The organism is Ereboglobus sp. PH5-5 (assembly GCF_029504805.1).
Lineage (GTDB): Bacteria > Verrucomicrobiota > Verrucomicrobiia > Opitutales > Opitutaceae > Ereboglobus.
Map to the genome: position 1 here is coordinate 123,525 of NZ_JAQFIT010000002.1, position 21,983 is coordinate 145,507.

The 21,983-nt window shown below is 56.9% G+C and carries 16 protein-coding genes; all 16 read right to left on the reverse strand.

Annotated features, from left to right (window positions below; translation table 11 throughout):
• Nucleotides 1-149: 149 nt before the first annotated feature.
• Nucleotides 150-635, reverse strand: a complete 486-nt coding sequence (gene gspG, locus M2103_RS01720) for a type II secretion system major pseudopilin GspG (protein WP_277508347.1) — start codon at nt 633-635, stop codon at nt 150-152.
• Nucleotides 636-995: 360 nt separating this feature from the next.
• Nucleotides 996-1,889, reverse strand: coding sequence for an endonuclease/exonuclease/phosphatase family protein (locus M2103_RS01725; RefSeq protein ID WP_277508348.1), 894 nt, complete (start codon nt 1,887-1,889; stop codon nt 996-998).
• A 118-nt stretch (nt 1,890-2,007) separates the two neighbouring features.
• Nucleotides 2,008-3,114, reverse strand: coding sequence for a hypothetical protein (locus M2103_RS01730; RefSeq protein WP_277508349.1), 1,107 nt, complete (start codon nt 3,112-3,114; stop codon nt 2,008-2,010).
• A gap of 88 nt (nt 3,115-3,202) precedes the next feature.
• Nucleotides 3,203-4,126, reverse strand: coding sequence for a TIM barrel protein (locus M2103_RS01735; protein ID WP_277508351.1), 924 nt, complete (start codon nt 4,124-4,126; stop codon nt 3,203-3,205).
• Nucleotides 4,127-4,278: 152 nt separating this feature from the next.
• Complete coding sequence (locus tag M2103_RS01740; RefSeq protein ID WP_277508352.1) at nt 4,279-5,577, reverse strand: Gfo/Idh/MocA family oxidoreductase; 1,299 nt, start codon at nt 5,575-5,577, stop codon at nt 4,279-4,281.
• Nucleotides 5,578-5,666: 89 nt separating this feature from the next.
• On the reverse strand, nt 5,667-7,472 hold the full coding sequence (locus M2103_RS01745; protein ID WP_277508353.1) for an arylsulfatase: 1,806 nt from the start codon (nt 7,470-7,472) through the stop codon (nt 5,667-5,669).
• A gap of 185 nt (nt 7,473-7,657) precedes the next feature.
• On the reverse strand, nt 7,658-9,277 hold the full coding sequence (locus M2103_RS01750) for a hypothetical protein (protein WP_277508354.1): 1,620 nt from the start codon (nt 9,275-9,277) through the stop codon (nt 7,658-7,660).
• Nucleotides 9,278-9,345: 68 nt separating this feature from the next.
• Nucleotides 9,346-11,184 (reverse strand): arylsulfatase, encoded by a 1,839-nt coding sequence (locus M2103_RS01755; RefSeq protein ID WP_277508355.1) that lies wholly within the window; start codon nt 11,182-11,184, stop codon nt 9,346-9,348.
• A 212-nt stretch (nt 11,185-11,396) separates the two neighbouring features.
• Complete coding sequence (locus tag M2103_RS01760; RefSeq protein WP_277508357.1) at nt 11,397-12,329, reverse strand: glycerophosphodiester phosphodiesterase family protein; 933 nt, start codon at nt 12,327-12,329, stop codon at nt 11,397-11,399.
• A gap of 64 nt (nt 12,330-12,393) precedes the next feature.
• On the reverse strand, nt 12,394-13,485 hold the full coding sequence (locus M2103_RS01765; RefSeq protein WP_277508358.1) for an MBL fold metallo-hydrolase: 1,092 nt from the start codon (nt 13,483-13,485) through the stop codon (nt 12,394-12,396).
• A 428-nt stretch (nt 13,486-13,913) separates the two neighbouring features.
• Nucleotides 13,914-14,807, reverse strand: a complete 894-nt coding sequence (locus tag M2103_RS01770; RefSeq protein ID WP_277508360.1) for a hypothetical protein — start codon at nt 14,805-14,807, stop codon at nt 13,914-13,916.
• Nucleotides 14,808-15,145: 338 nt separating this feature from the next.
• Nucleotides 15,146-16,060, reverse strand: coding sequence for a hypothetical protein (locus M2103_RS01775; RefSeq protein ID WP_277508362.1), 915 nt, complete (start codon nt 16,058-16,060; stop codon nt 15,146-15,148).
• 33 nt (nt 16,061-16,093) lie between these two features.
• Nucleotides 16,094-16,447 carry a hypothetical protein gene (locus M2103_RS01780; protein WP_277508363.1) on the reverse strand — a complete coding sequence of 118 codons (354 nt, stop codon included), beginning with the start codon at nt 16,445-16,447 and terminating at the stop codon, nt 16,094-16,096.
• 77 nt (nt 16,448-16,524) lie between these two features.
• Nucleotides 16,525-18,552, reverse strand: a complete 2,028-nt coding sequence (locus M2103_RS01785; RefSeq protein ID WP_277508364.1) for a metallophosphoesterase — start codon at nt 18,550-18,552, stop codon at nt 16,525-16,527.
• Nucleotides 18,553-18,758: 206 nt separating this feature from the next.
• Nucleotides 18,759-20,609, reverse strand: coding sequence for a DNRLRE domain-containing protein (locus tag M2103_RS01790; protein ID WP_277508365.1), 1,851 nt, complete (start codon nt 20,607-20,609; stop codon nt 18,759-18,761).
• Nucleotides 20,610-20,774: 165 nt separating this feature from the next.
• Entirely contained in the window at nt 20,775-21,899 is a 1,125-nt protein-coding gene (locus M2103_RS01795; protein ID WP_277508366.1) for a hypothetical protein, read from the reverse strand.
• Between the last annotated feature and the right edge of the window lie 84 nt (nt 21,900-21,983).

The following is a 21,983-nucleotide window of genomic DNA, read 5'->3' on the forward strand; positions in this document are numbered from 1 at the left end:
ACGCCTCATGCCGCCCGCGCCTTCGGCGCGGAGAATTCCAGATTCCAACTCCCAATTTCCAAGGTGAGCGGGCGCGGAGTGGACGGTTGTGCGTGGACGACCTCACCAAGATTGAGCGTGTGCGAGGCGCGGTTGCGAGAGGGGGGGCGTTACTGGCCCGTGGAAGCGGAGCCTGTGGCCCAGTTGCCAATGTCGTCGGCGGTGCCGCTTTGTTTGTCGGGGCCGTTTGACCAGACGTCGTAGCCGGTTTTGTTGCGAGTGCCGGGATAATTGTATTGGTAGGCGACGCCCCAGGGGTCGAGAAGGGTGGATTTGTCGCCGTCGAGATAAGGACCGCGCCAGCGCTCGGCCTTGTCGGCGGGAGCGGTGATGAGCGCCTGAAGTCCCTCGGCGGTTGAGGGGAAATCGCCCATGTGCATGCGGTAGGATTGGAGGGGAACCTTGAGGCTGCTGGAAACAAACATCTTGGCCACGTCCTCCTTGGCTCCGCCAAAGATGTTGTCGAAATTGGCGACCGCGAGGCCGATGATCATGCCGGCGATGGCGAGCACAACGAGAATTTCGAGAAGCGTGAACGCGCGCGCAGTCGTGCGGAACAGGCGGCGGGCGGTGTGGCGGATGAGGGGCTTTTGCATGATGTGTGTGTTTTGGTGAGCGTGTTTGGTTGGGAATGAAGACGAACGCCCGGCGGGAGGCGTTTCAAAAAATGAGGCGTGCATGTTGTTATGTTGGCGAACGCTTGTCGAGAGCGGGCGCGCGACGGCTCAACGTCCGCCATTGCGCATCTGGAGACTGCCCGGGTGCAAACAGGCAGATAAAATCGCGCCGGCAACAGGCGAAAGTGACTGAAAACAGCCCTCCCCCAGCCTTGCGCCCCGCCCCTTCATTGCGCGAATTGGCGATAAGCAAAATTGCCGGACCTTGCCGGTTCACATCAAACCCTTGGCATAACCATCACAATCCCGTGGCAGCATGCAAAGCAATGTCCCTGCGTTCTACTTTTTCAGCAGCACGTCGCACACGATCGGCAGGTGGTCGGAGGGGTGGCGGCCTTTGTCGTAGGTGCTGGTAAGCACGGTGTAACTCAGCACTTTTGTCCGGTCGTTGATGAATACAAAGTCTATCCGCCCCCTGGGTTCGCCGCGAAAATTTCCGGCGCCCATGTTGGTGTCCTTCGGGCCGAGCGGCGGGGTGGCCGTCGCATGATAGGCGTCTTTCAAATATTCCGTGATCGCCTTGTATTGAGGAGTCGTGTCGGGCGAGTTGAAGTCGCCCGTGCAGATGACGGGGAGGCTGTCCTTGGTGATTTCCTTGACCATGCGAACCATCAACGGGCCCGAGTTCTGCCTCGCTGTGACGTAGCGCCAGTAGAAGTGGGCGGTGAAGAAATAGAATTCCTGCCCGGAGGCGTTGTCCTTCATTTTGGCCCAGGTGCAGATGCGCGTGTCGGTGGCGTCCCAGCCGATGCTTTTTTCATTGGGCGTCTCGCTAAACCAAAACACGCCCTTGTCCAGCACCTTGTATTTATCACTTCTATACACAATGGCGGCCGTGTGTATATTGCCCTGTTTTCCACCGTAGGGATGGGCCACGTAATCGTATTCGGGCAGCAGTTTTTTCAAGTCGGCCATTTGTCTTTCGTCGCCCTCCTGCGTGCCGCCGACGTCGATTTGGCTTTGCTTAATCAGGTCGGCGACGGCGGCCTTGCGCGCATCCCAGCTATTGCCCGACTCCCCGTCCTTTGCGGAGTCGTATCGTATATTGTAGCTCGACACGCGCAGCCTGACACCGCTGTCACATTTCGCGGAGGATGCTGCGGCGGGAAGATTATTGACGGCGAAAATGCATGACGCAGCGAGGGCGAACAGTGCGATTGTATTGTTTTTCATGATTAATATTTTGTGATTTTTTATGCCGTGCATTTCTGGCAACCATCGATTACTATTTCTTAAAATTTAAGACATTACAACAAGTGTTTTTCAAATGAAATTTTGCAGATTGTAAAATCTAATAACCATCATGTTCGCTCGTGACAATGATGTGTTTCATATACGCTCGGAGCTTTTTGCGCAAGGAAGCGCTCACACGCCGTTCGGATAACGTAAGTCGTATATCAAACCATATTCCATCAGTGACACGGCTTGCGCGCATGTTTATTTCGTATTTTTTCCCAATACTTGTTTTCACATCATAAAACATCACATCCCAGTCTCTTATTTTTTCGCAACTGAATTCTCCGATGACAGGCGTTTTGTTTTTCGCCAAGGCTGCCTTGATCTCATCCCACAGCGATTCGGATGTCTTGTAATGATAATCGAATGAAGGACGAACCCATGCCGTTATTCTAATTTTCTCTTTGTCGTCTTTAAACACGAAAAGACCAGGCACATCCTCAGTATCATATTGCAGCAGATGTATGTCTTTTGAAACGATGGACAGTCGTCCAGAACCTTTCTTAGTCGGTATTATAGAGATGCTTTCGCTAGTGTGCTCCAATTGGAATGCCCGGGGCGTGCTGGCAGTTACCCGTATCGCCTTAGTGTAAGCGGCTAGTTTTTTACGCAAGGCTATGGTTCCTTCTGGAGTTGATGCTGTGTCGGACAAACGCAACCTCAACCAAGTTCCGTCCCTCAATAAATTCGCCCTCAATGTTGTCATTTCAAGAGCCCTGCCATTTATGCTCATTTGCGTCTCGGTCTCGTAAAGAACCACATCCCATTCATTGATTTTTAAATATTCAACATTTTGGGCTTTTTTCGATATTTGGCTGCGCCACATGTTCTCAATATTTTTATGCTTGAATTTTTGTGAAGACTCAAACCATCCGGAGATGATCAATCCCGCGTCTTTGTCCATACCAGTAAAATATCCACTATTTCTGCGCATGGCATCTCTTGGAGCATTGTTAATCTCATATTTTTTCGTGGGCAACAACAGCGATAAAGAACTAATGTATGGATTTTCTATCAACGTCCCAGCGGGATCATTTATTGCCTCAACTGCAATCTGCCTAGTTGATTCCGACAGATTTTGATCTGGTCGAACATTTTTAGCATGAATGGCAATACAGCCGAAACCGAGTGTAAATACATATACTAAGAATATCTTTTTCATGGGGAAATCCTATATATTTTGACTATATGAAATATTAATAAAATGAAGAAAGCACTCTGTCTCTTTTGGAGAAAGTAAAATACCCTCATCACCTTAGCCTGAGTATTTTTTCGAAGCGCGCGTGCAGGTCGTTTAATTCGGCGGGTGTTTTGTTGCTTCCCTGTTCGGTGGCGATCCATCCGTTTTTATACGAACCGCGCAGGGCGCGCATCACTTCGGGCCAGTTGACGTCGCCCTCGCCAAGGGGAACCTTGAAGCCTTTCCGGGCGCCCTGCTCGCCGGCGATTTTTTTACTGAACTCCTTGAAGTGAACGCGGGCGATGCGCTCGCCGAGGATTTTTATCCATTGCTCCGGCCATCCGTAGTCCAGGATGTTGCCGACATCGAAATAGAACTTCACGAGGGGGCTGTCGAACTGGTCAACATAACGACGCGCCTCCAGCGGGCTGAGGAGAAATTTATTCCAGACGTTTTCGATGCAGATTTGGACTTTCAGTTTTTCGGCGACGGGGAGCAGCCGCTTGATGCCCTCGACGGAGCGCGTCCAGCAATCGTCGTAGGAAACCTCGGCGTTGACGACTCCGGGCACCAGCAGCACGGCGTCGGTGCCGTAGGCGGCGGCGTCCTCGAGCGCGGTGATCATGCCCTCGATTCCCTCGCGGCGCACGGCGGTGTCGGGATGCGAGAGCGGTTTTTTCCAATGCGTGTGACAGCAGACGCTGCTGATTGCCAGGCCGGTCGCCTTGGCGGCGTCGATTACCTCGCGGCGATCCATGTGGCTGTTGGGCTCGATGCCCTCGTATCCGGCGGCCTTGATCGCTGTGCATTTTTCCAGAACGGAGCCGTTCATTTTGACGGTGCCCCACATGATGGATTTTTTGAACTTACCCGCGGGGCGCGGGGACGACGGGGCGGGCGCGGCCTGGGCAAAAATCCCTCCGCCGCCCAATGGGAGCGAGGCGGCGGACAGGACGGCGGCGGATTTTAGGAAGGTGCGGCGGTTCAGGTTCATGGCTGGAACGGTGTGGCGGATGGCTGGCGGTTGTTGGTGATGGTTTTCCGAAGTGGCAGGGATATTGGGAGGCGGGATTATCCCGGGAGCGCGGGCATCTTGCCCGCAGGTTTGGAGGTTTGTGCGGGCGGGACGCCCGCGCTCCCAGGAGGTCACACGAGCGGCGTGACGCCGGGGATGGCGATTTCGCTTTTCGGCGGAGCCATGTCGAGGCGGCAGGTTTCGGGCGTGAGGTTTTCCTTGGAGGCGTTGAGCAACCACGCGTAGTTGATTTCGCGTCCGGTGTAGGCGGAGTTGCGCCCGAGGATCGCGGTCAGGGTGCTTTCGGCGACGCGCCTGGCGTCGTTGAGCGGGGCGCCGTTGCGAATGCCTTTGATCAGCGCGACGTGCTCGGCGACGAGGCCGTTGGGCGTGTCGTCGGTGAACTTCCACGCTTTCGGGCCGGTAATGGCGGCGGGGAGCCGGGCGGTGCCCTTGGTGCCGACGAGCCGCTCGGTGTTGGAGCGGGTGGACGCGCCGGGCGCCTGGCGGCACATGCTTTGCACGCGCACGCCGTTTGCGTATTCATACTCGACGGCGAAGTGGTCAAAAATGTTGCCATACTTCGGGTCGGTGCGGCTCTGGCGTCCGCCCATGCCGAGGGCCTTGATGGGCGGGCCGCCGAAGGCCCAGTTCATGACGTCGAGGTTGTGGATGTGCTGCTCGACGATGTGGTCGCCGCTCAACCAGGTGTAATAAAGCCAGTTGCGAATTTGGTATTCCATATCCGTCCAGCCGGGTTTGCGCGCGTGATGCCAGAGCCCGTTTGTCAGATAATAAAACTGCCCGCCGACAAGCTCGCCGATATCGCCGTCGTGAACGCGACGCATGGTCTCGATGTAGTGGTCGCTGTAGCGGAATTGCGTGCCGGCGACGATCGCGAGGCGCTTCTGTTTCGCCAACTCGCCGACGGAGATGACGCGACGCACGCCGGCGACATCCACGGCGACGGGTTTTTCGGCGAAGACGTGCACGCCGGCGTTGATGGCGGCCTCCATGTGTTCCGGGCGGAATTGCGGCGGCGTGGCGAGGATGACGAGATCGACGCCGGAGTTGATGACTTTTTTGTAGGCGTCGAGGCCGACGAACTGGCGCTCGGGCGGAATGGCGAGGCGCTCGGGCGCGACGGGCGGGCGCGGGCGGCGGCTTTTCGGGGTGCCGTTGACCAGGTTGTCGCGGGCGCTTTCGAGGCGGTCGGCGAAGGCATCGCCGATGGCCCAGACGATCACGGAAGGGTCGGCGTCGAGGCAGTTGCGCATGGCGCTGACACCGCGCCCGCCGGAGCCGATGAGTCCGACTTTGAGGCGGTCCGAGCCGGACGCAAACGCGGCGGCGGGAAGTTTTGAAAGGAGCGGGGCGGCGGAGAGCGCGGCGGCGGTGCCGAGGAATTGGCGACGGGTGAATGAGGACATGGGTTTTATTTGGGCTTGGGATTTAGTGTTTGTTTAGTGGTGAGAATATTGCATTGAAGATTGGAAGGCGGACATGGACGGCAACGCGGCTAGCTTTTCGCGCCTTTGTTTCTTTTGTTTTTGGTTTTTGGTTTTTTGGCGTTGGCGTTTCCGGGCTTGATTTTGTCCCAGGGCCAGGGTTTGGCCTTGGCTTCAATGGCCCAGTTTTCCCATGCGGCGGCGAGGCGGTTGGCGATGTCCTTGTGCTGCGCGGCGAGGTTGTTGAGCTCGGCACGGTCGGCTGCAATGTTGTAGAGTTCCCAAGGGCCGTCGGAGCCCTTGGCGACGAGCTTCCAGTCTCCATCGCGCACGGCGCGGTTGCCCTCGTGCTCCCAGAATATTGGCGCGGGGCGTTGCAAGGTTTGCGCGCCGGTGAAAAGCGGACGCAGGCTGACACCGGCAAGCGGTGTGAGCGCGGTGTCGCCCCGTTTGGCGGGATATTTTGCGCCGGCCAAATCAACGCAGGTGGCGGCCACGTCGATGATGTGCGCGGGCGGGCGCACAAATGTGCCGTTGAGCGCGGCGGGGATGCCGGCGGGCCAGTGGACGATGAGCGGCGTGCTGATGCCGCCCTCGTGCACCCAGTGTTTGTATTCGCGGAAGGGGGTGTTGGAGACGTTGGCCCAGTCGTGTCCGTAGCCGATGTAGGTGTCCTCGGGGCCGGGCATCGTGCCGACGCCGGTGCGGATGGGGCGTCCGTCGCGCGCTTGCATGTGAGGAGGGCGGGCCTTGGGCTGGGGCTCGTCGGGGCCGAGGGGACGGAATGTCTCGCCGGGCGCGGGCACGTTGGCGGCGGGCTCGGGCTGGCGGCCTTGCGGCTCGGCGCAACCGCCGTTATCGTGCATGAACATGATGATGGTGTTGTCGAGCTGGCCGGATGCGTCGAGTTGGGCGACAATGCGCGCGATGCCCTGGTCCATGCGGTCAATCATGGCAGCGTAAACTTCCATGCAGCGGGCTTCCCACGCCTTGTCCTTCACGTTGTCCCAGCCGGCATTGTCGGACGGGGTGAGTTTCGTGCCGGGCGGGAGGACTCCGAGTTCGATTGCGCGTTTGTGGCGCGCAACGCGGACGGGGTCGTAGCCTTTGTCATAAACGCCCTTGTATTTTGCGATGTCCTCGGGCAGCGCGTGCATGGGCCAGTGCGCGGCGGTGAAGGCGACATACATGAAGAAGGGTTTGGACGCGGAGCCGTCTGCGGCGGCGTTGTCGCGCTGGTGCTGCTTGATATAGAGCACGGCGTTGTCGGCGATGGCGTCGGTGTAATAATATTTTCCCGATGGCGGTTTGTAGCCGGGGTCGTTGAGGGGGGTGATGAGGGTGTTGTCACGGCAGAGCGTGGCGGGGTCATAAAAACTGCCGTAGCCGAGAATGGTGCCGTAGAACTTGTCGAAGCCGCGCCGCAAGGGCCAGTTTGCCGGTTCGCCTGATTCGAGCGAGACGTGCCATTTGCCGACGGCGTAGGTGGAATAACCTCCGGGGCGAAGCATTTCGGCAATGGTCACGCAGTTGTCGCGCAGCGAGCCGGTGTAGCCGGGGTGTTTTTGGTTGCGGTTCATGCCGCCCATGCCGGCTTGGTGCGCGTAGAGGCCGGTGAGCAACGAGGCGCGCGTGGGGCAGCAGCGGGCGTTGTTGTAGAACTGCGTGAAGCGCAGGCCGCGCTGCGCGAGCTTGTCGATTGCGGGCGTGCGAATTTCCCCGCCGTAGCAGCCGATGTCGGTATAGCCCATGTCGTCGCTGAGGATGATTATAATGTTCGGCTGTTTCACGGATGCGGGCGTCTTGTCGGCGGCGGTGGCGGCAAGCGGGAGTGTGGCGGCGGCAAGGGCCGCGGCGGTGAGGGTGGCGGGTTTCATGGAAAGTGTGATTATGGGTTTATTTTATCGGGCCAAATGCCCCGGATGTCTTTGCTTTTTACTCTGCATAGGGAGGGTTATGGGTGGTTATTGAGGTTGTTTTTCTTGAGCCATGTCCGTCGAGAAACGACGTCGCCTGGCAAGGCAAAAGCCGGGATGGATGCCCGGGCAGTGGACGCCCCTTGTTATTTGAAATTCGCATTTATACTTTCCTGGAGGCGCATCATTGTTTTAGCCGGATAGACCACGCTGTTGAGCCAGAAAGTGGGCCACTTTCCGCGGACAAACATCGTTGTATAATTCCCGTCCTGCGCCTCTTGCATGAGAGTGAAGGAGTTCGCCATGGACTTTGCCTTTGCCAGATAAATCTCCCTGCCGGTGCATGCATACGCGGCCTTGTATGTTTCTATCATGATCGCCGCCGAACGCCCCACCGGCAGCCAGTAAACAGCCTGCTCCTGCACGCAAGGAGTGATCCAATTGGCCGAATTGGCCCCGTCGTTCGGCCCCTTGCCCTTCCGCGGCATCGGTTTTTCCCAGACCACAAACTGGTCCTCCGAAAAACGAATCAATTCCTCGGCAAGCGCCACGTCGGCTTTGCGCGTGCGGCTTGCCGGGCTGTTTTTGAGCAGATACATGGCCAAATCGCAGGCCTGCTCGCGACTCAGGTTTCCGTATTCTTTGCGCGGCTTGATATCTTCAAACTGTCCCACCCAGTCGAAGGTTTTGACCGGGACATCCATTATCCATTTTAGCGCCCTGGCTGTGGATTCTTCCAGCCCCTTCACGCCGTAATCGGTCCGCAGTCGGTCATAATAATTGATGATTTGCGTGGGAATCGCGATACGTTCCACAAAGGGTTTGTTTGTGTGGTGGTTTACATAAAGAACCCAACTCCCCCCGGGCAGCTGGCGCTTTTTATATGTTTCGGCAATGCGCACGGCTTCATCGAAATACTTCCGGTTTCCCGTGTAATCGTAAAGGTCGAGATAGGCGTTGCCTGTGTCGACGCCCATGATCGTCATGTGATTATACTCCTGCATCAATTCCTTGTTGCTGCCCTTGGCCTTGCCGGTGGTATATCCGTGATAAGTGGGCGTATGGTATTCCCAGGGCGTGCCCGGTTTGAAGCGAAGGCTCATCAAATAATCGGCCGTGATCACCGCGATTTTTTCGGAGCGCGCCTGATCCGGCGTGCCGCTGGCAAGTTTTGCGTGTGTAAGCGCGCCTATGATGAGGGCGCTGAAAATTTTGCTCGGATAACGGTAAAGCGAATACGCGGGGTCGGGCTTTCCGTTTTCCAACCAGTGTTCGACAAACGGTTTGTGCATCAAAATACTCAACGCAGTTTTTGCACTGACATCATATTCGAGCACGGGCGCGTGGTATTCGCCTGCAAATGTGGCCGCCCGGTAGTAACGCCCCGTGCCCGCCGTGCCCGCGTCTTTCCCGTCCGCGGAGACACCCGTCACGGTGATCGTAAAATAGCCGACGGGAACCTTTGCCCATATAGGCGAAAGTGGCTGCCAGGGATTTTTCGCAGTGAACGAAAGCGTGCCCCCGGAATTTTCGGAAACCACATCATAGCGATACTGCGCCGCGTCCCGCACCGGCTTGTAGTCAAAGGCAGGGGCATAGATGAAGCGTTTTGCATATTGATTCCAGAACGGTTTTTCTCCCGGCACGCCGGCTCTCACTGGCACAACCGATTCCTCAAGCGCAATGTCGGCAAAACTGCGCCCGCCCGCATCGGTTTTTAACGGCACGCCCTGCACGCGGACTGCCCCGGCTGTGAACAAGAACACCGCCAACAAGCACATGCTTGCTGGTAAAAAAAAGGGTTTCATTTTTAGCATTATATTTTCTCCCGCCATTATTTGCCGGCGGACTTGTTTTTTAATTTTGACTTGGCCGCGCCGCCTTGGGCGGGGGGAGCCTTGTCCCACGGCCAGGGTTTGGCCTTGGCCTCAACGGCCCAGTTTTCCCATGCGGCGGCGAGGCGGTTGGCGATGTCCTTGTGTTGCGCGGCGAGGTTGTTGAGCTCGGTGCGGTCGGTGGCCATGTTGTAGAGTTCCCAAGGGCCATTGCGATCCTTGGCGACGAGTTTCCAGTCGCCGTCGCGCACGGCGCGGTTGCCCTCGTGCTCCCAGAATAGCGGCGAGGGACGGCGGACTTGGGCGCCGGTGAAGAGCGGGCGCAGACTGATGCCGGCGAGCGGCGTGAGCGCGGTGTCGCCGCGTTTGGCGGGATATTTTGCGCCGGCCAGGTCAACGCAGGTGGAAGCGATGTCGATGATGTGCGCGGGCGTGCGGACAAGGGTGTTGTTGAGCGCGGCGGGAATGCCTGCGGGCCAGTGGACGATGAGCGGCGTGCTGATGCCGCCTTCGTGAACCCAGTGTTTGTATTCACGGAATGGGGTGTTGGAAACGTTGGCCCAGTCCTGTCCGTAGCCGATGTAGGTGTCGTCGGGGCCGGGCATGACCGCGGGGCCTGTGCGCATGGGGCGTCCGTCGCGGGTTTGCACGGGATAGTTTCTTGTCTGGAGGTCGTCGGGGCCGAGGGGCGCGTAGGTGGCGGTGGCGGCGTTGGGACGCTCGCGCATGAGGACGCGGCGCTCGGCGTGGCTGTAGGGGGGGCCGTTGTGCCAGCGGAAGGTGAGGTCTTCCCGCTGGGTGAAGATTTCGGCGCAGGCGCCGTTGTCCTGCATGAAAAAGATGACGGTGTTGTCGAGTTGGCCGGTGGTTTTGAGGTGGGCGACGATGCGGGCTATGTTTTGGTCCATGCGGTCAATCATGGCGGCGTAAACCTCCATGCACCGGATTTCCCATTCCTTGTCCTGAATGTCTTTCCACGCGGTGTTGTCGGGCGGGGAGAGCTTGGTGCCGGGCGGGAGTAGTCCGAGTTCGGCCAGGCGTTTGTGACGGGCCTGGCGGATGGCGTCGTAACCGGCATCGTAGGCGCCCTTGTATTTGGCAATGTCCTCGGGGAAGGCTTGCAGGGGCCAGTGCGCCGCGGTGAACGCGACATACATGAAGAAGGGTTTGGACGCGTCGGCGGAGGCGGAATTTTTGCGCGCGTGCTGCTCGAGGTAGCGGACGGCGTTGTCGCCAATGGCGTCGGTGAGATAAAATTGATTATTGGCGGGGCGGTAGCCCTCGGGGTCGTTGTAGGGGGTGATGATGGTGTTGTCGCGGGCGAGCGAGGAGGGGTCGTAATAGCTGGCGGAGCCGATTAGCATTCCATAGTAGTGGTCGAAGCCGCGCTGGAGGGGGAGGTTTTGCGTCTCTTTGGCGTTGCGGGAAACATGCCATTTGCCAACGGCGTAAGTGGCGTAGCCGGCGGGGCGGAGCATTTCGGCGATGGTCATGCAGTTTTCGCGAATGGAGCCGGTGTAGCCGGGGAGTTTGTGATTGCGGGTCATGGCGCCCATGCCGGCTTGGTGCGCGTAGAGTCCGGTGAGCAGCGCCGCGCGCGTGGGGCAGCAGCGGGCGCCGTTGTAAAATTGGGTGAACCGGAGGCCGCGGGCGGCAAGGGCGTCGAGCGCGGGGGTGCGAATTTCGCTGCCGTAACAACCAATGTCCGAGTAGCCCATGTCGTCCGAAAGGATGACGATAATGTTCGGTTGTTTTCCGGGCGCGGGCGCCTTGTCGGCGGCGGCAAGCGGAAGCGTGACGGCGGCGAAGGCCGCGGCGGTGAGGGTGGCGGGTTTCATAAGGGATGTAACTGCGGGGTTTCGCATGGGATTTTCGGGGAATGTTTTTTTAACCGCAGATGAACGCGGATGGGCGCAGATTAAATACAATAACAGTGTGGTTTGAATCTGTGTTTAGCTGCGGTTTTTTGGTAGGGCGAACCCTCCGGGTGAGCCGAGAATATTTCGGCTCACCGAGACGGTTCGCCCTACCTGATATTATCGAAGTGAAATCAGTCGTGCTGGCGGCGTTTTTTCAGGTAGTCGAGCAGGAGCTCGGAGCGGTCGGTCTGGATGATGCGCGTGCCGAGGTTGTCGATCAGGTAGCCGTAGGCGGCGTCGGGGCCTTGCGTGATCGCGCACTCGTCCTCGTGGCCGCCGGCCATATTTTCCCAAAGCGTGTTATACCAGATGAGCGCGTTGCCCTTCAGTTCGCGCGCGAGTTTTTTGGGGAGCGGGTTGGTGTCGTGCTTGTAGAGCAGCTCGTAGGCGACGGGGTTGATGCCGGCGCGGAAATCGCGGATGATTTGCTCGGCGTTCGGTTTGTCGAGGTTGACGATGGGCATGTAGATGACCTCGTCGAGATACGCGCCGTAGAGTCGCTTGACCTCGTCGTTGGGCTTGCCGCCTTTCATGATGATTTGTCGGGTGGTGCCGGTTTTTTTGAGGAGCGCGAAGACTTCGTCGAAATAGCGGTCGGCCTTGTCGAGGTTGATGAGCACGCGGCCCTTGGTGGCGACGAGCAGTTCCTCAAGCGTGGGGACTTTGTGCTTGGTCCTGATTCCGCAGCCGTTTCTGAGGCGCAGGCTGCGAATGTAGTCGATGGTGGCCTCGGAGACTTTGCCCTTGCCCGCTTTTCTGGTCTTCAGGTCGTAAGTGGTGCGTTCAAGCGTGCTGTCGTGCATGAGGATGAGCACGCCGTCCTTGGTGCGCTGCAAGTCAACCTCGACGACATCCACGCCCAGCGAGATCGAGCGCTCGATGCCTTGCATGGAGTTTTCGGGCGCGTAACGCCAGTCGCCGCGATGCGCGACGACGAGCACGTCGGGGATGTCGCGCGAGAAGAGTTTCGCGCGCAGTTGGTCAACGCGGTCGGCGGCGTTCAATGCGGCGCCGAGCATCAGGGCCAGCGCGAGGGTGAGGATGATATGCGGTGTTTTTTTCATGGGTTGTGTGTTTTTATTTCAGAGTTATCGGGAAAAAAGTCGGATGGAAGTCGGGGCGGGTTGGTCAGGGAATGTCCACATGCTCACCCCAGGCGGTGAGGATGACGGGGGCGGAGAGTTTTTGCACACGGCGCACACATTGCCAGTAGGATTCGCGGTGGTCAATGGTGTGGCCCATTTCGTTTTCGTGGCCGGTGAGCACAAGCGCGGGCGCGACGCCTTCCACGACGAGCGGGAGGCGCGCCATCCAGCATTGCGGGAGGAAAACATCCACGCGGATTTGCTCGCGGATTTTGAGAAGCTTGGGGAGGTCCGCGCCGCCGCCGGTCTGGTCGCCGGAGTGCAGGATGGTCTTTCCCTCGGGCGTGGTGATCGCGTAGAGGTTGTTGGGCACCTTGCCTTGGTGGCCGGGATAAACGCGCACGGCGAGCGGGGTCTTGAGAGAGCGGAGCGCGACGGTGAAATCGATCGGCTCGGTGGCGTCGGCGGCGCGCGGATGGGTGATGAGCGGCGAAACATCCGTCCAAAGTCCGGGCGGCGCGACGACGGGTTTGCCGGCCTCGATGAAAAGTTTGGCGACGCGGAGGTCGGCATGGTCGTTGTGCGGATGCGAAACAAAAAGCGCGTCGCAACGCTCGATGATCGGGCGCATGAGTTCCAGGTCGAGATAGGGTTCCTCCTCGATGCCGGTGATGACGCGCTTGCCGCCGCGCACGATGTCGATGGCGATCGTGACCGTGGGCGTTTGCAAAATAAAACCGTGATTATAAAAACGGATGATGCGCAGCCCGGAGGCGGGCTTGGGGCCGGCGAGGGTGGCGGCGACGCGCTTGGCGGTGTCCTCCATGAACTCTGTGAACGCCTCGCCCTTGTCGAGTCGGGTGTCGTGGAAGAGCGAGTCGAGCGCGTAGAAGGCGAGCAGGCGTTCGTCGGAAGGCGTGGCGGAGGGCGGGTGCGCGGCGAAAACCTTGCGGGCTTGGTTGAAGATGACCCGCGCCTGCTCCTGAAGCATGGCATCGGATTTTTTTATAAAGCTAAACGCCCTTTGCGTGTCGGCGGGCTGCTTTGCGGGAGTTTGCGCGACGACGGGAATGGGGGCGGCGAAAATAAAAGTCAGGGCGAGAGCGGCAAGGTGGTGTGGAATTTTGAAGTTCATTTTTTTGGAACACAGAGGAGACGGAGAGCCACGGAGGGCGCGGAGGACGGCTGGCTGTTTGGATGATTTTAAGGCGTGTTGGAGTTTTTGTTTTTTTAACCGCAGATGGACACAGATGAACGCAGATAAATACAGGAATAGGTGGTTTGAATCTGTGTTAATCTGCGTTCATCTGCGGCTTCTTGGGTTTGGATTAAAAAATTAAGATGAAAAATTAAGTTATTTTTGACCACGGATTACACGGATATACACGGATGGCGATCCGGGCGTCGCAAGCGACGCCCCTACAGGAATTATCCGTGTTAATCCGTGTAATCCGTGGTCATTTTGGATATTCGCTTTGATGTGGATGAGTGGTGTCTTTCAGGTCTCCGTGGTCTCTGTGTCGGATCTCCGTGGTCTCTGTGTTTAAATGTATTTTTCAGTTTTTATAAAACGCCGGGGATGCGCCAGAGGCCGCCTTGCTGGCCGCAATATAAAAGCAGGGTGTCGCCATAGAAATCGCAGTCCTCCGGCTCGTAGGGACAGCTCGCGTTGATGTCTATGCTCTTCTCGATCTTCTTTGTCTTCAGGTTGACGACGATGATTTCGCGGCTCTTGAAATCCGGCGCGCCCTCGGGCGCGTCATGGAGCCCGACGGGCAGGTAGAGATAATTTTTTCGGATGCACGCGCCTTGGGTGAGGTTGGGAAACGCGATGAAAAACTGATCGACGATATCGGTTTTCTGGAAGGTGATTTTCTTTTTCCCGAGGGGAGGTAGATTCCACTTGGTGACTTGAACGCCCTTTTTTCCATCCTGCGAGGAGCCGGCAAGCGAGTAGATGAATTTATTCTCGCGATCCACCACCCAGTCGAAACTGCGCTCCTCGGTGCCGCCGGTTTTTATTGTGAGGGTCTGGACGAGGCGCGGCCCCTTGGGCGAGATGCTTTCGACAAAACACTGGCGGTTGCCGTAGCACTCGGAGACGTAGATCACCGGAAAATACGCGCCCTTGGGCTGCTCGACGCCGAAGGAAACGCAGTTGACGTGATTGGAGCCGCCGTGGCTGGCGAGGTCGAACTCGGTGAGTTTTTTCTTGGTTATCAGATTATAAACACGGCAATGCCCCTCGTTGTTAAAGAGCAGGGCGACTTCCTCGTAAATCGCCATGCCCTGCGCGGCCTGCTTTTCGTATCTGCCGGGAAAATCATATTCAAGCGTGGCCTTCTGAACGATTTTCGGCTGCGCCGTGACGAGCGCGGGAAACATGGCGGCGAGCGCGAAGGCGCAAGCGAAAATCGGGAGGAATGGAGAGCGGGGATGCGGTGTTTTCGGGTTCATGATTTTTGACATATTGAAATTTGTTTTTAACCGCAGATGAACACAGATGGACGCAGATAAATACAGGAATAGGTGGTTTGAATCTGTGTTAATCTGCGTTCATCTGCGGTTTCTTGGGTTTGGATTAAAAAATTAAGATGAAAAATTAAGTTATTTTTGACCACGGATTACACGGATATACACGGATGGCGATCCGGGCGTCGCAAGCGACGCCCCTACAGGAATTATCCGTGTTAATCCGTGTAATCCGTGGTCATTTTTGGATGTTCGCTTTGATGTGGATGAGTGGTGTCTTTCAGGTCTCCGTGATCTCTGTGTCTAAATGTATTTTTCAGTTTTTATAAAACGCCGGGGATGCGCCAGAGGCCGCCGTCACCGTTGCAATATAAATACAGGACGTCGCCGTAAAAATCGAGGCCCTCCGGTTCGAGCGGGCAACTGTCGTTGATGTCTATAATCTTTTCTATTTTTTTGGTTTTCAGGTTGATGACAAGGATCTCGCGGTTCTTGCTCTCCTGCGAGCCTTCGCCGTCGGCGCGGAAGCCGAAGGCGTGGTAGAGGTAGTCGCCGCGAATGCAGGTATCCTGCACGCCGCTTTCCCCAATGGGGACGGCGAACTGGTCGAGCATGTCGGACTTTCGGAAAATGATTTTCTTTTTGCCGAGCGGCGGCAGCGGCCACTTGGTTATCATGACATGTTTTTTCGAGTCCTTCCGGAATGTGGCGATCGAATAGATGACCTTGTTCGCGGGGTCCGTCATCCAGTTGTTGCTGCGCTCCTCGATGCCGCCGGTCTTGATCTCCAGGGTTTGGATGATGCGCGGGCCCTTGGGTGAGATGCTTTCGACAAAACAGCGCCGGTTGCCCTCGCCAAAGCACTCGGAGACGTAGAGCGCCGGGAAAAACGCGCCCTTGGGCTGTTCGATTCCAAAGCTGGCGCTGTTGGCGTGAGTCGTCTCGGCGGCGCAGGCGAGGTCGAACTCGGTGAGTTTCTTTTTTGTTTTCAGATTGTATATCCGGCAGTGCCCGCCGTTGTTGAAGAGGAGGGCGATTTCACCGTAGATCGCCATGCCCTGCGCGGCCTGCCTTTCGTATCTGCCGGGGAAATTGTATTCGAGGACGGCGGTCTGGACCGTTTTGGTTTGCGCGGGGAGGGTGAGGGCGGGGGAAAAAATGACGCAAAACGCGAAAGCGAAGACGCACGCGGAAGTCCGGGAGACCCCGGGGGGGTGGCGTGTTATTTTGAAATTCATTTGGGGGGATACTAAGCTATTTTTTACCACAGATTACGCGGATGCGAACTTCGGCGTTTTGGATGGTTTGTTTTTTAATGTTTTTGAAACCTTCGAACGAGACACCTTGTGCCACATTTCCTTAATCGTTAGTGTTTGTTCAAAACGTCTTAATGATATTGGTTTGATTACACTGTGAGTCTCATATCCGGTAGAGGGCACCTTTAAAACAAAGCTGAGCTCTTTCCCATCCCATCTGACTTTTTTAATATTATATTGTTCACCGTCATAAGTATCTATTGCTCTTACAATAGGTTTATCTCCTTTCACTGTAATGCTCAGCATAAGGCGAGTATCATCATCTACTACAGTCCAATCACCTATTAATGTTTGTAATTTTTTATTCATAACTGAAAATTAAACTGAAAATTAAACGACTTTTATTTAGGTGACGGAAGGGCGTCGCAAGCGACGCCCCTACGGGATTATTTTTTGGCGCGGGGGGCCAGGTTGACGCTGCCGGCGAGGTCGCCTTCGTCGGTGGAAAGCTGCCATGCGAGGGCGAGCTCGGGGATGAACTCTTCGCGGATGAGGCCGCGGTTGGGGAGCTGGCGCACTTCCCACTCCAGGCGGTCGGAATAAACGCGGCACACGCGGTAGGCGTTGGGCCACTCGGCGAAGGCCGGGTTCTGGATGCAGGTGATGCCTTTGTGCGTGGCAACTTCGTTGTAGTGCATGTGGCCGTTCATCGCGGCGACCACGTTGGGCGCGGCATCAAGGACGGCCATCAGGTTCTTGTTCAAATGCGAGTTGCCGCGGTCGTAGCCGCTCACGGGCGAAACGCCGCCGTGCGAATAAAACGTATAGTGCGAAACGACAATGGTGGGCGTGGTGGTGTCCTTCGCGAGCGTGTCGCGCAGCCAGTCGAGCGCGCCGTCTCGGGGGGTGGTTTTGTCGTTTTTGTTGGTGCGGTGATCGTGGAGTTTGCCGGACGAATCGCGCCAGTGGGAACCGTCGAGCACGATGAAGCGCAGCGGCGGGCGGGCGAAGGCGTAATCGGTGTTTTTCGGGCCGTCGGGGAAAAGCATCGGGATGGTGGCGGCGATGTCCTTGCGGGAGTTGCGCGAGGTGTCGTGATTGCCGATGCAGCCGTAAACGGGGAGGCCTGCTCGCTTGATGACGCGGGCGAGGTCGGAGAATTGGTCGCGGCGGGCGTCGTCGGTCATGTCGCCCGCGATGATGGCGAAGGCGGCGTCCTCGCGTTTGAGCTGGCGGAGCACGGCCTCGAGTTGCGGGCCGGAGGGCGCGCCGGCCATGGTGTTGCGCCATTCGCGCCGGTTGTAGCTGAGGTGCGTGTCGGAGAGGAGTCCGAAGGCGTAGAGCGGTTTCTCGGCGGGCTTGGCGTCGGCGCGGAGTTCGAGTTTTGCGAAGTTGCCCGCGCTGCGGAAATGCGGGCTGGCGACGGTGATGTAGTTGCGGCCTTTCGCGAGGCGGAACGGCGTGAGCGCGATGGTGGCGGGCGGGCGGTCGCCGCGGAGTCCCTCGGGAACGCCGTGGATGGTGCGCGCGCCACGCGGGCGGCGGACGGCTTTCCACGCGTCGGCTTTCACGGCGGGGGCCGCGATGACGGTGTCGTTCGCGAGCACGGTAACGCGCAGTCCGGGTTGCAGGTCGGCGTCGGGTTCGAGTTGGAGCGAACCGGTGAGGCTGAGGTCGTCCTTGGCGTCGATGGCGAAGACGAGCAGACCATCGTCGGGGACGACGATGGAATTTTCGATTTTCGATTCTCGATTTTCGATTGGAGGCGCTACCGCGCCGGAGGTGGTGCCGGGGAGGGAAACTTCGATGCGCTTGATGTCGGGGGCGAGGGCGGCGTTGCGGGCGTCGAGCGCGAGGGTGCCGCCGGGGGCGAGGGTCGAGGCGCGTTTGCCCGCCGCGGAGTTGAGGGAGGTTTTGAGTTGGGGCCAGACTTGCGCGGGCGTTTTTTCAGGGTTGGGGCGCAGCGAGAGGTCGTCGATCCAGTAGGTGCCGTTGGCGCGGACGATGAAGCGGTAAGTGCGATCCTGTTTGCGCCAGTCGCCTGCAAACACCCGTCCGCTCAGGCGCGACCATTGGCCGGGTTTGATGGCGCCGGCGCCGTTGATCAGCGTGTAGCGTTCGCCGGTGCTGTCCTCGGCGGATATGTAGACCGAGATTTTCGTGGCTTTCTCGGTGTAAACCCAGACGGAGAAATCGTAGTTTTCGGAGAAGTCCAGCTTGCCGTCGAGTTCGAGCGAGTAGTATCCCCACGCGGCCTTCGGCGCGGAGGTGATGCGTAGCGAATTTTTGCCGGAGTGCGCGCGGTTGGAATCGATGGCGGTGGTGAGTTTGTTTTCGTCGATGTCCGACGGCGCGCCGCGCTCAAAGTCGGTGTGAACCGGCGCGACGGCGGAAAACGCAACGGGCGCGGCAAGAAGAAATGCGGCGGAGAGGATTGAGACGAGGAAACGGGAGCGGTGTTTTTGAATATTCATTTTTTGGGAATTGTTTTTAACCACGGAGGACACTGAGGACGCGGAGAGCGGGCGGCTGGTTGGCTGTGGAGTTTTGAGGTGTGTTGGAGTTTGTTTTTTAACCGCAGATGGACGCAGATTAACGCAGATAAATACAAAAATAAGATAGTTTTTATCTGTGTTAATCTGCGTTCATCTGCGGTTTCTTGATTCGTTTCAGAGATGATTTATTTGTTCGAAATCGCGCGGGCGGGGGTGCGCGTGGTTTTGCCTTTGTCGCTGATTTCGGCGACCCATTCGTAGGTGGCGTTGGCGTCCATGTTGTCCAATGTCGCGGTCGCGGTCGCGCCGGCGGAAATCTCGACGGTGGCGACTTTGGCGAAGGGTTCGATTTTCGCGCCGAAGTCGTAGTCGAGCGTGTAGGTCGCGTTGCCGTCGAGCCGTCCGCGGTTGGTGTGCGGGGAAAAGACGGCGGCATGGATTTTGTTGGTGCGCGGGGAGAGCGTGAGGATGCCGAGCATGCCGTCGCCGCCGTTTTTGTCGGACTGAAAATCCATGAGGATGGAGTGGACGGTGGAGCCGTTGAAGGTGTCGGTGCGACGACCCTCGCCGGTGATGTGTCCGCCGATGATGAGCATGAGGTTTTTGTTGCCCTTGAGCGCGGCGTAGGCGGCGGCGCCGTCCTTGGTGTGCGCGGACTGGATGCCGGGGGTGAGCGTGGAATGGGTGATGATGATGGCGCGGCGGTCGGCGTGCTTTTTCAAAATGCCGTCGGCCCACTGGAGGACTTCGGGGCGCTTCGCGGGCGCGTCGTATTCGAGGGAGACGACGACGAATTTCTCGGGGCCCGAGTCGAAGAATATATAGTAGTTGTTATTGTTCTTTCCGTAGTGGCCACCGTAGTAGCTTTTTTGCGAGAAATGTTTCACGCCGAAATATTCGTTGAAGAGCGTGGCGGGGCCTTCCCACGTGCCGTTTTCGTAACGCTGGTCGTGGTTGCCGACGGCGAGGATGTAGGGGATGCCATCGGGGCGTCCGGTGGCGGCGGGGTCGCCGAGCCGATACATGGCGTTGACGGCGTTGACCCATTCGTTGCGCTCGACGTCGCCGCGGTCGGTGATGTCGCCGAGGTGAAGCACGGCGGCGATGTTGAGGGGGCGGGCGTGGCGAATGACCCAGTCGGTTTGCGCAATGAACATTGCGGGCGTGCCGTTGTGGCGCTCGCGGACGTAATATTGGGTGTCGGGGAGCAGGACGAGATTGAAGTCGCGGGCCGCGGCGGGGCGGCGTCGGGCGAGGAAGGTGACGGTGAGCGGGCCGCCGTCGGGATCGTCGGCGCGCAGGGAGAGCGTGGCGGAGCCGGGCGCGGCGCGGGCGGCGGCAAGGTTTGCGGCGACGGGCGCGCGGTTGGCGGGATTGGCGTCGTAGGTGATGGTGAGTTGCGGGCGTTTTTGGGCGGTTTTTGAATACGAGGAGACGATGCCGAGCGCGTTGGAGGTCTTGCGGAAAACGTGATGCAGGAACCAGCCGTGGTTGGGCGCGCCGCCGGACCAGGCGCGCAGCGTCCGGGTGACGTCGAAGTCGCGGGCGACGTCTCTTTCGTTAAAAATGGCAAGGTCGTCGGGCTCGGCGGCCGCCTCGCGATCGTCGGCCTGGATGCCGTTGCGACCCCACGCGGGATAATTCCAGGCGGCGGAGGCGTCCCACGGAACCAGCATGCGGTTTAGGTTGAGACGATTGCGGCTGTCGGCGTTTTTGGAGTGTCCGGAGTGGAGACGGAGGGTGGCCTTGACGATGGGCGAACCGAGGGGAATCTGGCCGGGGGCGCTGCCGAAAAGATTGTCGAAACGAAGCAGGGCGACGCTGTTGTTTTTGAATTTATTGGTTTCGGGATCGCGCTCGTATTGAATCCAGAAGACGGCGGATTTCGGGTCGTGCGCATCGGGGATTTTTTTTGCGACGCGGACATCGACCGTGCCGGTGTAACCGCTCGAACCATTTTGAAAAGTGATGGTTTTGAAATCGGGGCCGGTGGTGTCAGCGGCGATCTCGGCGGATGCGAATGCGTGTGTATTCACGGCGAACGCGAGCAAGAGTGCGACAAGATGGCGGAGAAGAACGTGTTTTGGGGGAATCATCTTTTAAGACACAGAGAGCACAAATGTGAAGTTCGGATTTATTTGTTTTAGTAAAGACAAGAAGGCTGGGATTGATTATTTTCGTCGACTTAAATAAATTCCCCCTTATTCGTTAGAACTTTGTTTCGGGAAAGGAAAGGGCGGGCGATTGTCGTTCAAGTCAAACAGAAGATGACGCAGGGCATCTCCCGCATCCGTTGCTATATTTTTTTCAGCCGCCATAATAGCTTGAATGTGGTGCCTATATAAATAAGCGGTTTTTAAATATTTCTCCCAAAAAAAACTGTATATTTTGGGAAAATGCTCATCCATGAACGCCTTCATATTCCCGACGGTCTGGGTGTTTGTATTTTCGTTCATCTTATTCAACAAATCGAGCATATTTTCATAAATTGGAATTTGTGTTGTTTTATAATCATCGTGCATTTCTTTTAAAATCTTTAAAGCCTCGGATCCGCTTTCCTTCAAAGAATCCGTCAAAGTGGAAACATGAATCACATAATAAATTTGCAAATTATACATAATTAAAATATTATTTTGCTTCAATATAGTATAAATTATCATTTCAATCCTATATGCAATTTCCTCAACCGAACTTGTGGGAGTGAAGATGATCTCCTCCGTTTTTGTATTTTTATGTCTTCTCAGCGGGAAAAGGCCGGCAATCACTTTTCCTTCGGATGAGCTGTTCAGCACCGCTTGATATTCTTCATTAAACTTCATCAGTTCTTTTTTCAAACTGCCAATTTTTTGAAAACGTCTACTGGCAACGTCACTCGGTCGGTCGGCAACCCATGTTACTTTGTCCATTTCCTTTGAGGTAACAAGTCGAAGATACGGCTTTCCAATATTCACATTGGTATTCATTTCCTGCTCGACCTCTGCGACATTCATCTTTTTTAGACGATCCAGCAGATTATCTGCCTTCTGGATGATTCTTTTATTTCCGGTCTTTTCAGCAAAAGACCGAACCTCAGCTAGCCACTGCTCGGAATGCTTAACTACTCTGACAACATCACGAAGTGCTTCAACTTGTTCGACCAGAACATACCCCCCTATTCCTCTTTTTTTTCTTTCATGAAAATCATTCAAAAAATAATTTAATGATTTATGATCAATGGCTGTCGTGGAAGTTGCGGATGCACTGAAATCCTGTGCCCGGGCGAAAAAAACAAGTGCTGCGTAAACGCCCATAAAAACGGCACATTTGGTGTAATCAATTTTTTTCATATTGATATTTCATGAGCATGAGCTGTTATGGAATTTAAGATTATCCGTTAAAAATATTTTAACAATAAATATATTTTTATATCA

Bases quoted from the DNA above. Each gene is read 5' to 3' on its own strand.
- gspG (WP_277508347.1), bottom strand. From the start codon at position 635: ATGCAAAAGCCCCTCATCCGCCACACCGCCCGCCGCCTGTTCCGCACG.
- M2103_RS01760 (WP_277508357.1), bottom strand. From the start codon at position 12,329: ATGAAAAAAACACCGCATATCATCCTCACCCTCGCGCTGGCCCTGATG.
- M2103_RS01765 (WP_277508358.1), bottom strand. From the start codon at position 13,485: ATGAACTTCAAAATTCCACACCACCTTGCCGCTCTCGCCCTGACTTTT.
- M2103_RS01775 (WP_277508362.1), bottom strand. From the start codon at position 16,060: ATGAATTTCAAAATAACACGCCACCCCCCCGGGGTCTCCCGGACTTCC.
- M2103_RS01770 (WP_277508360.1), bottom strand. From the start codon at position 14,807: ATGAACCCGAAAACACCGCATCCCCGCTCTCCATTCCTCCCGATTTTC.
- M2103_RS01740 (WP_277508352.1), bottom strand. From the start codon at position 5,577: ATGTCCTCATTCACCCGTCGCCAATTCCTCGGCACCGCCGCCGCGCTC.
- M2103_RS01725 (WP_277508348.1), bottom strand. From the start codon at position 1,889: ATGAAAAACAATACAATCGCACTGTTCGCCCTCGCTGCGTCATGCATT.
- M2103_RS01785 (WP_277508364.1), bottom strand. From the start codon at position 18,552: ATGAATATTCAAAAACACCGCTCCCGTTTCCTCGTCTCAATCCTCTCC.
- M2103_RS01795 (WP_277508366.1), bottom strand. From the start codon at position 21,899: ATGAAAAAAATTGATTACACCAAATGTGCCGTTTTTATGGGCGTTTAC.
- M2103_RS01730 (WP_277508349.1), bottom strand. From the start codon at position 3,114: ATGAAAAAGATATTCTTAGTATATGTATTTACACTCGGTTTCGGCTGT.
- M2103_RS01780 (WP_277508363.1), bottom strand. From the start codon at position 16,447: ATGAATAAAAAATTACAAACATTAATAGGTGATTGGACTGTAGTAGAT.
- M2103_RS01755 (WP_277508355.1), bottom strand. From the start codon at position 11,184: ATGAAACCCGCCACCCTCACCGCCGCGGCCTTCGCCGCCGTCACGCTT.
- M2103_RS01735 (WP_277508351.1), bottom strand. From the start codon at position 4,126: ATGAACCTGAACCGCCGCACCTTCCTAAAATCCGCCGCCGTCCTGTCC.
- M2103_RS01745 (WP_277508353.1), bottom strand. From the start codon at position 7,472: ATGAAACCCGCCACCCTCACCGCCGCGGCCCTTGCCGCCGCCACACTC.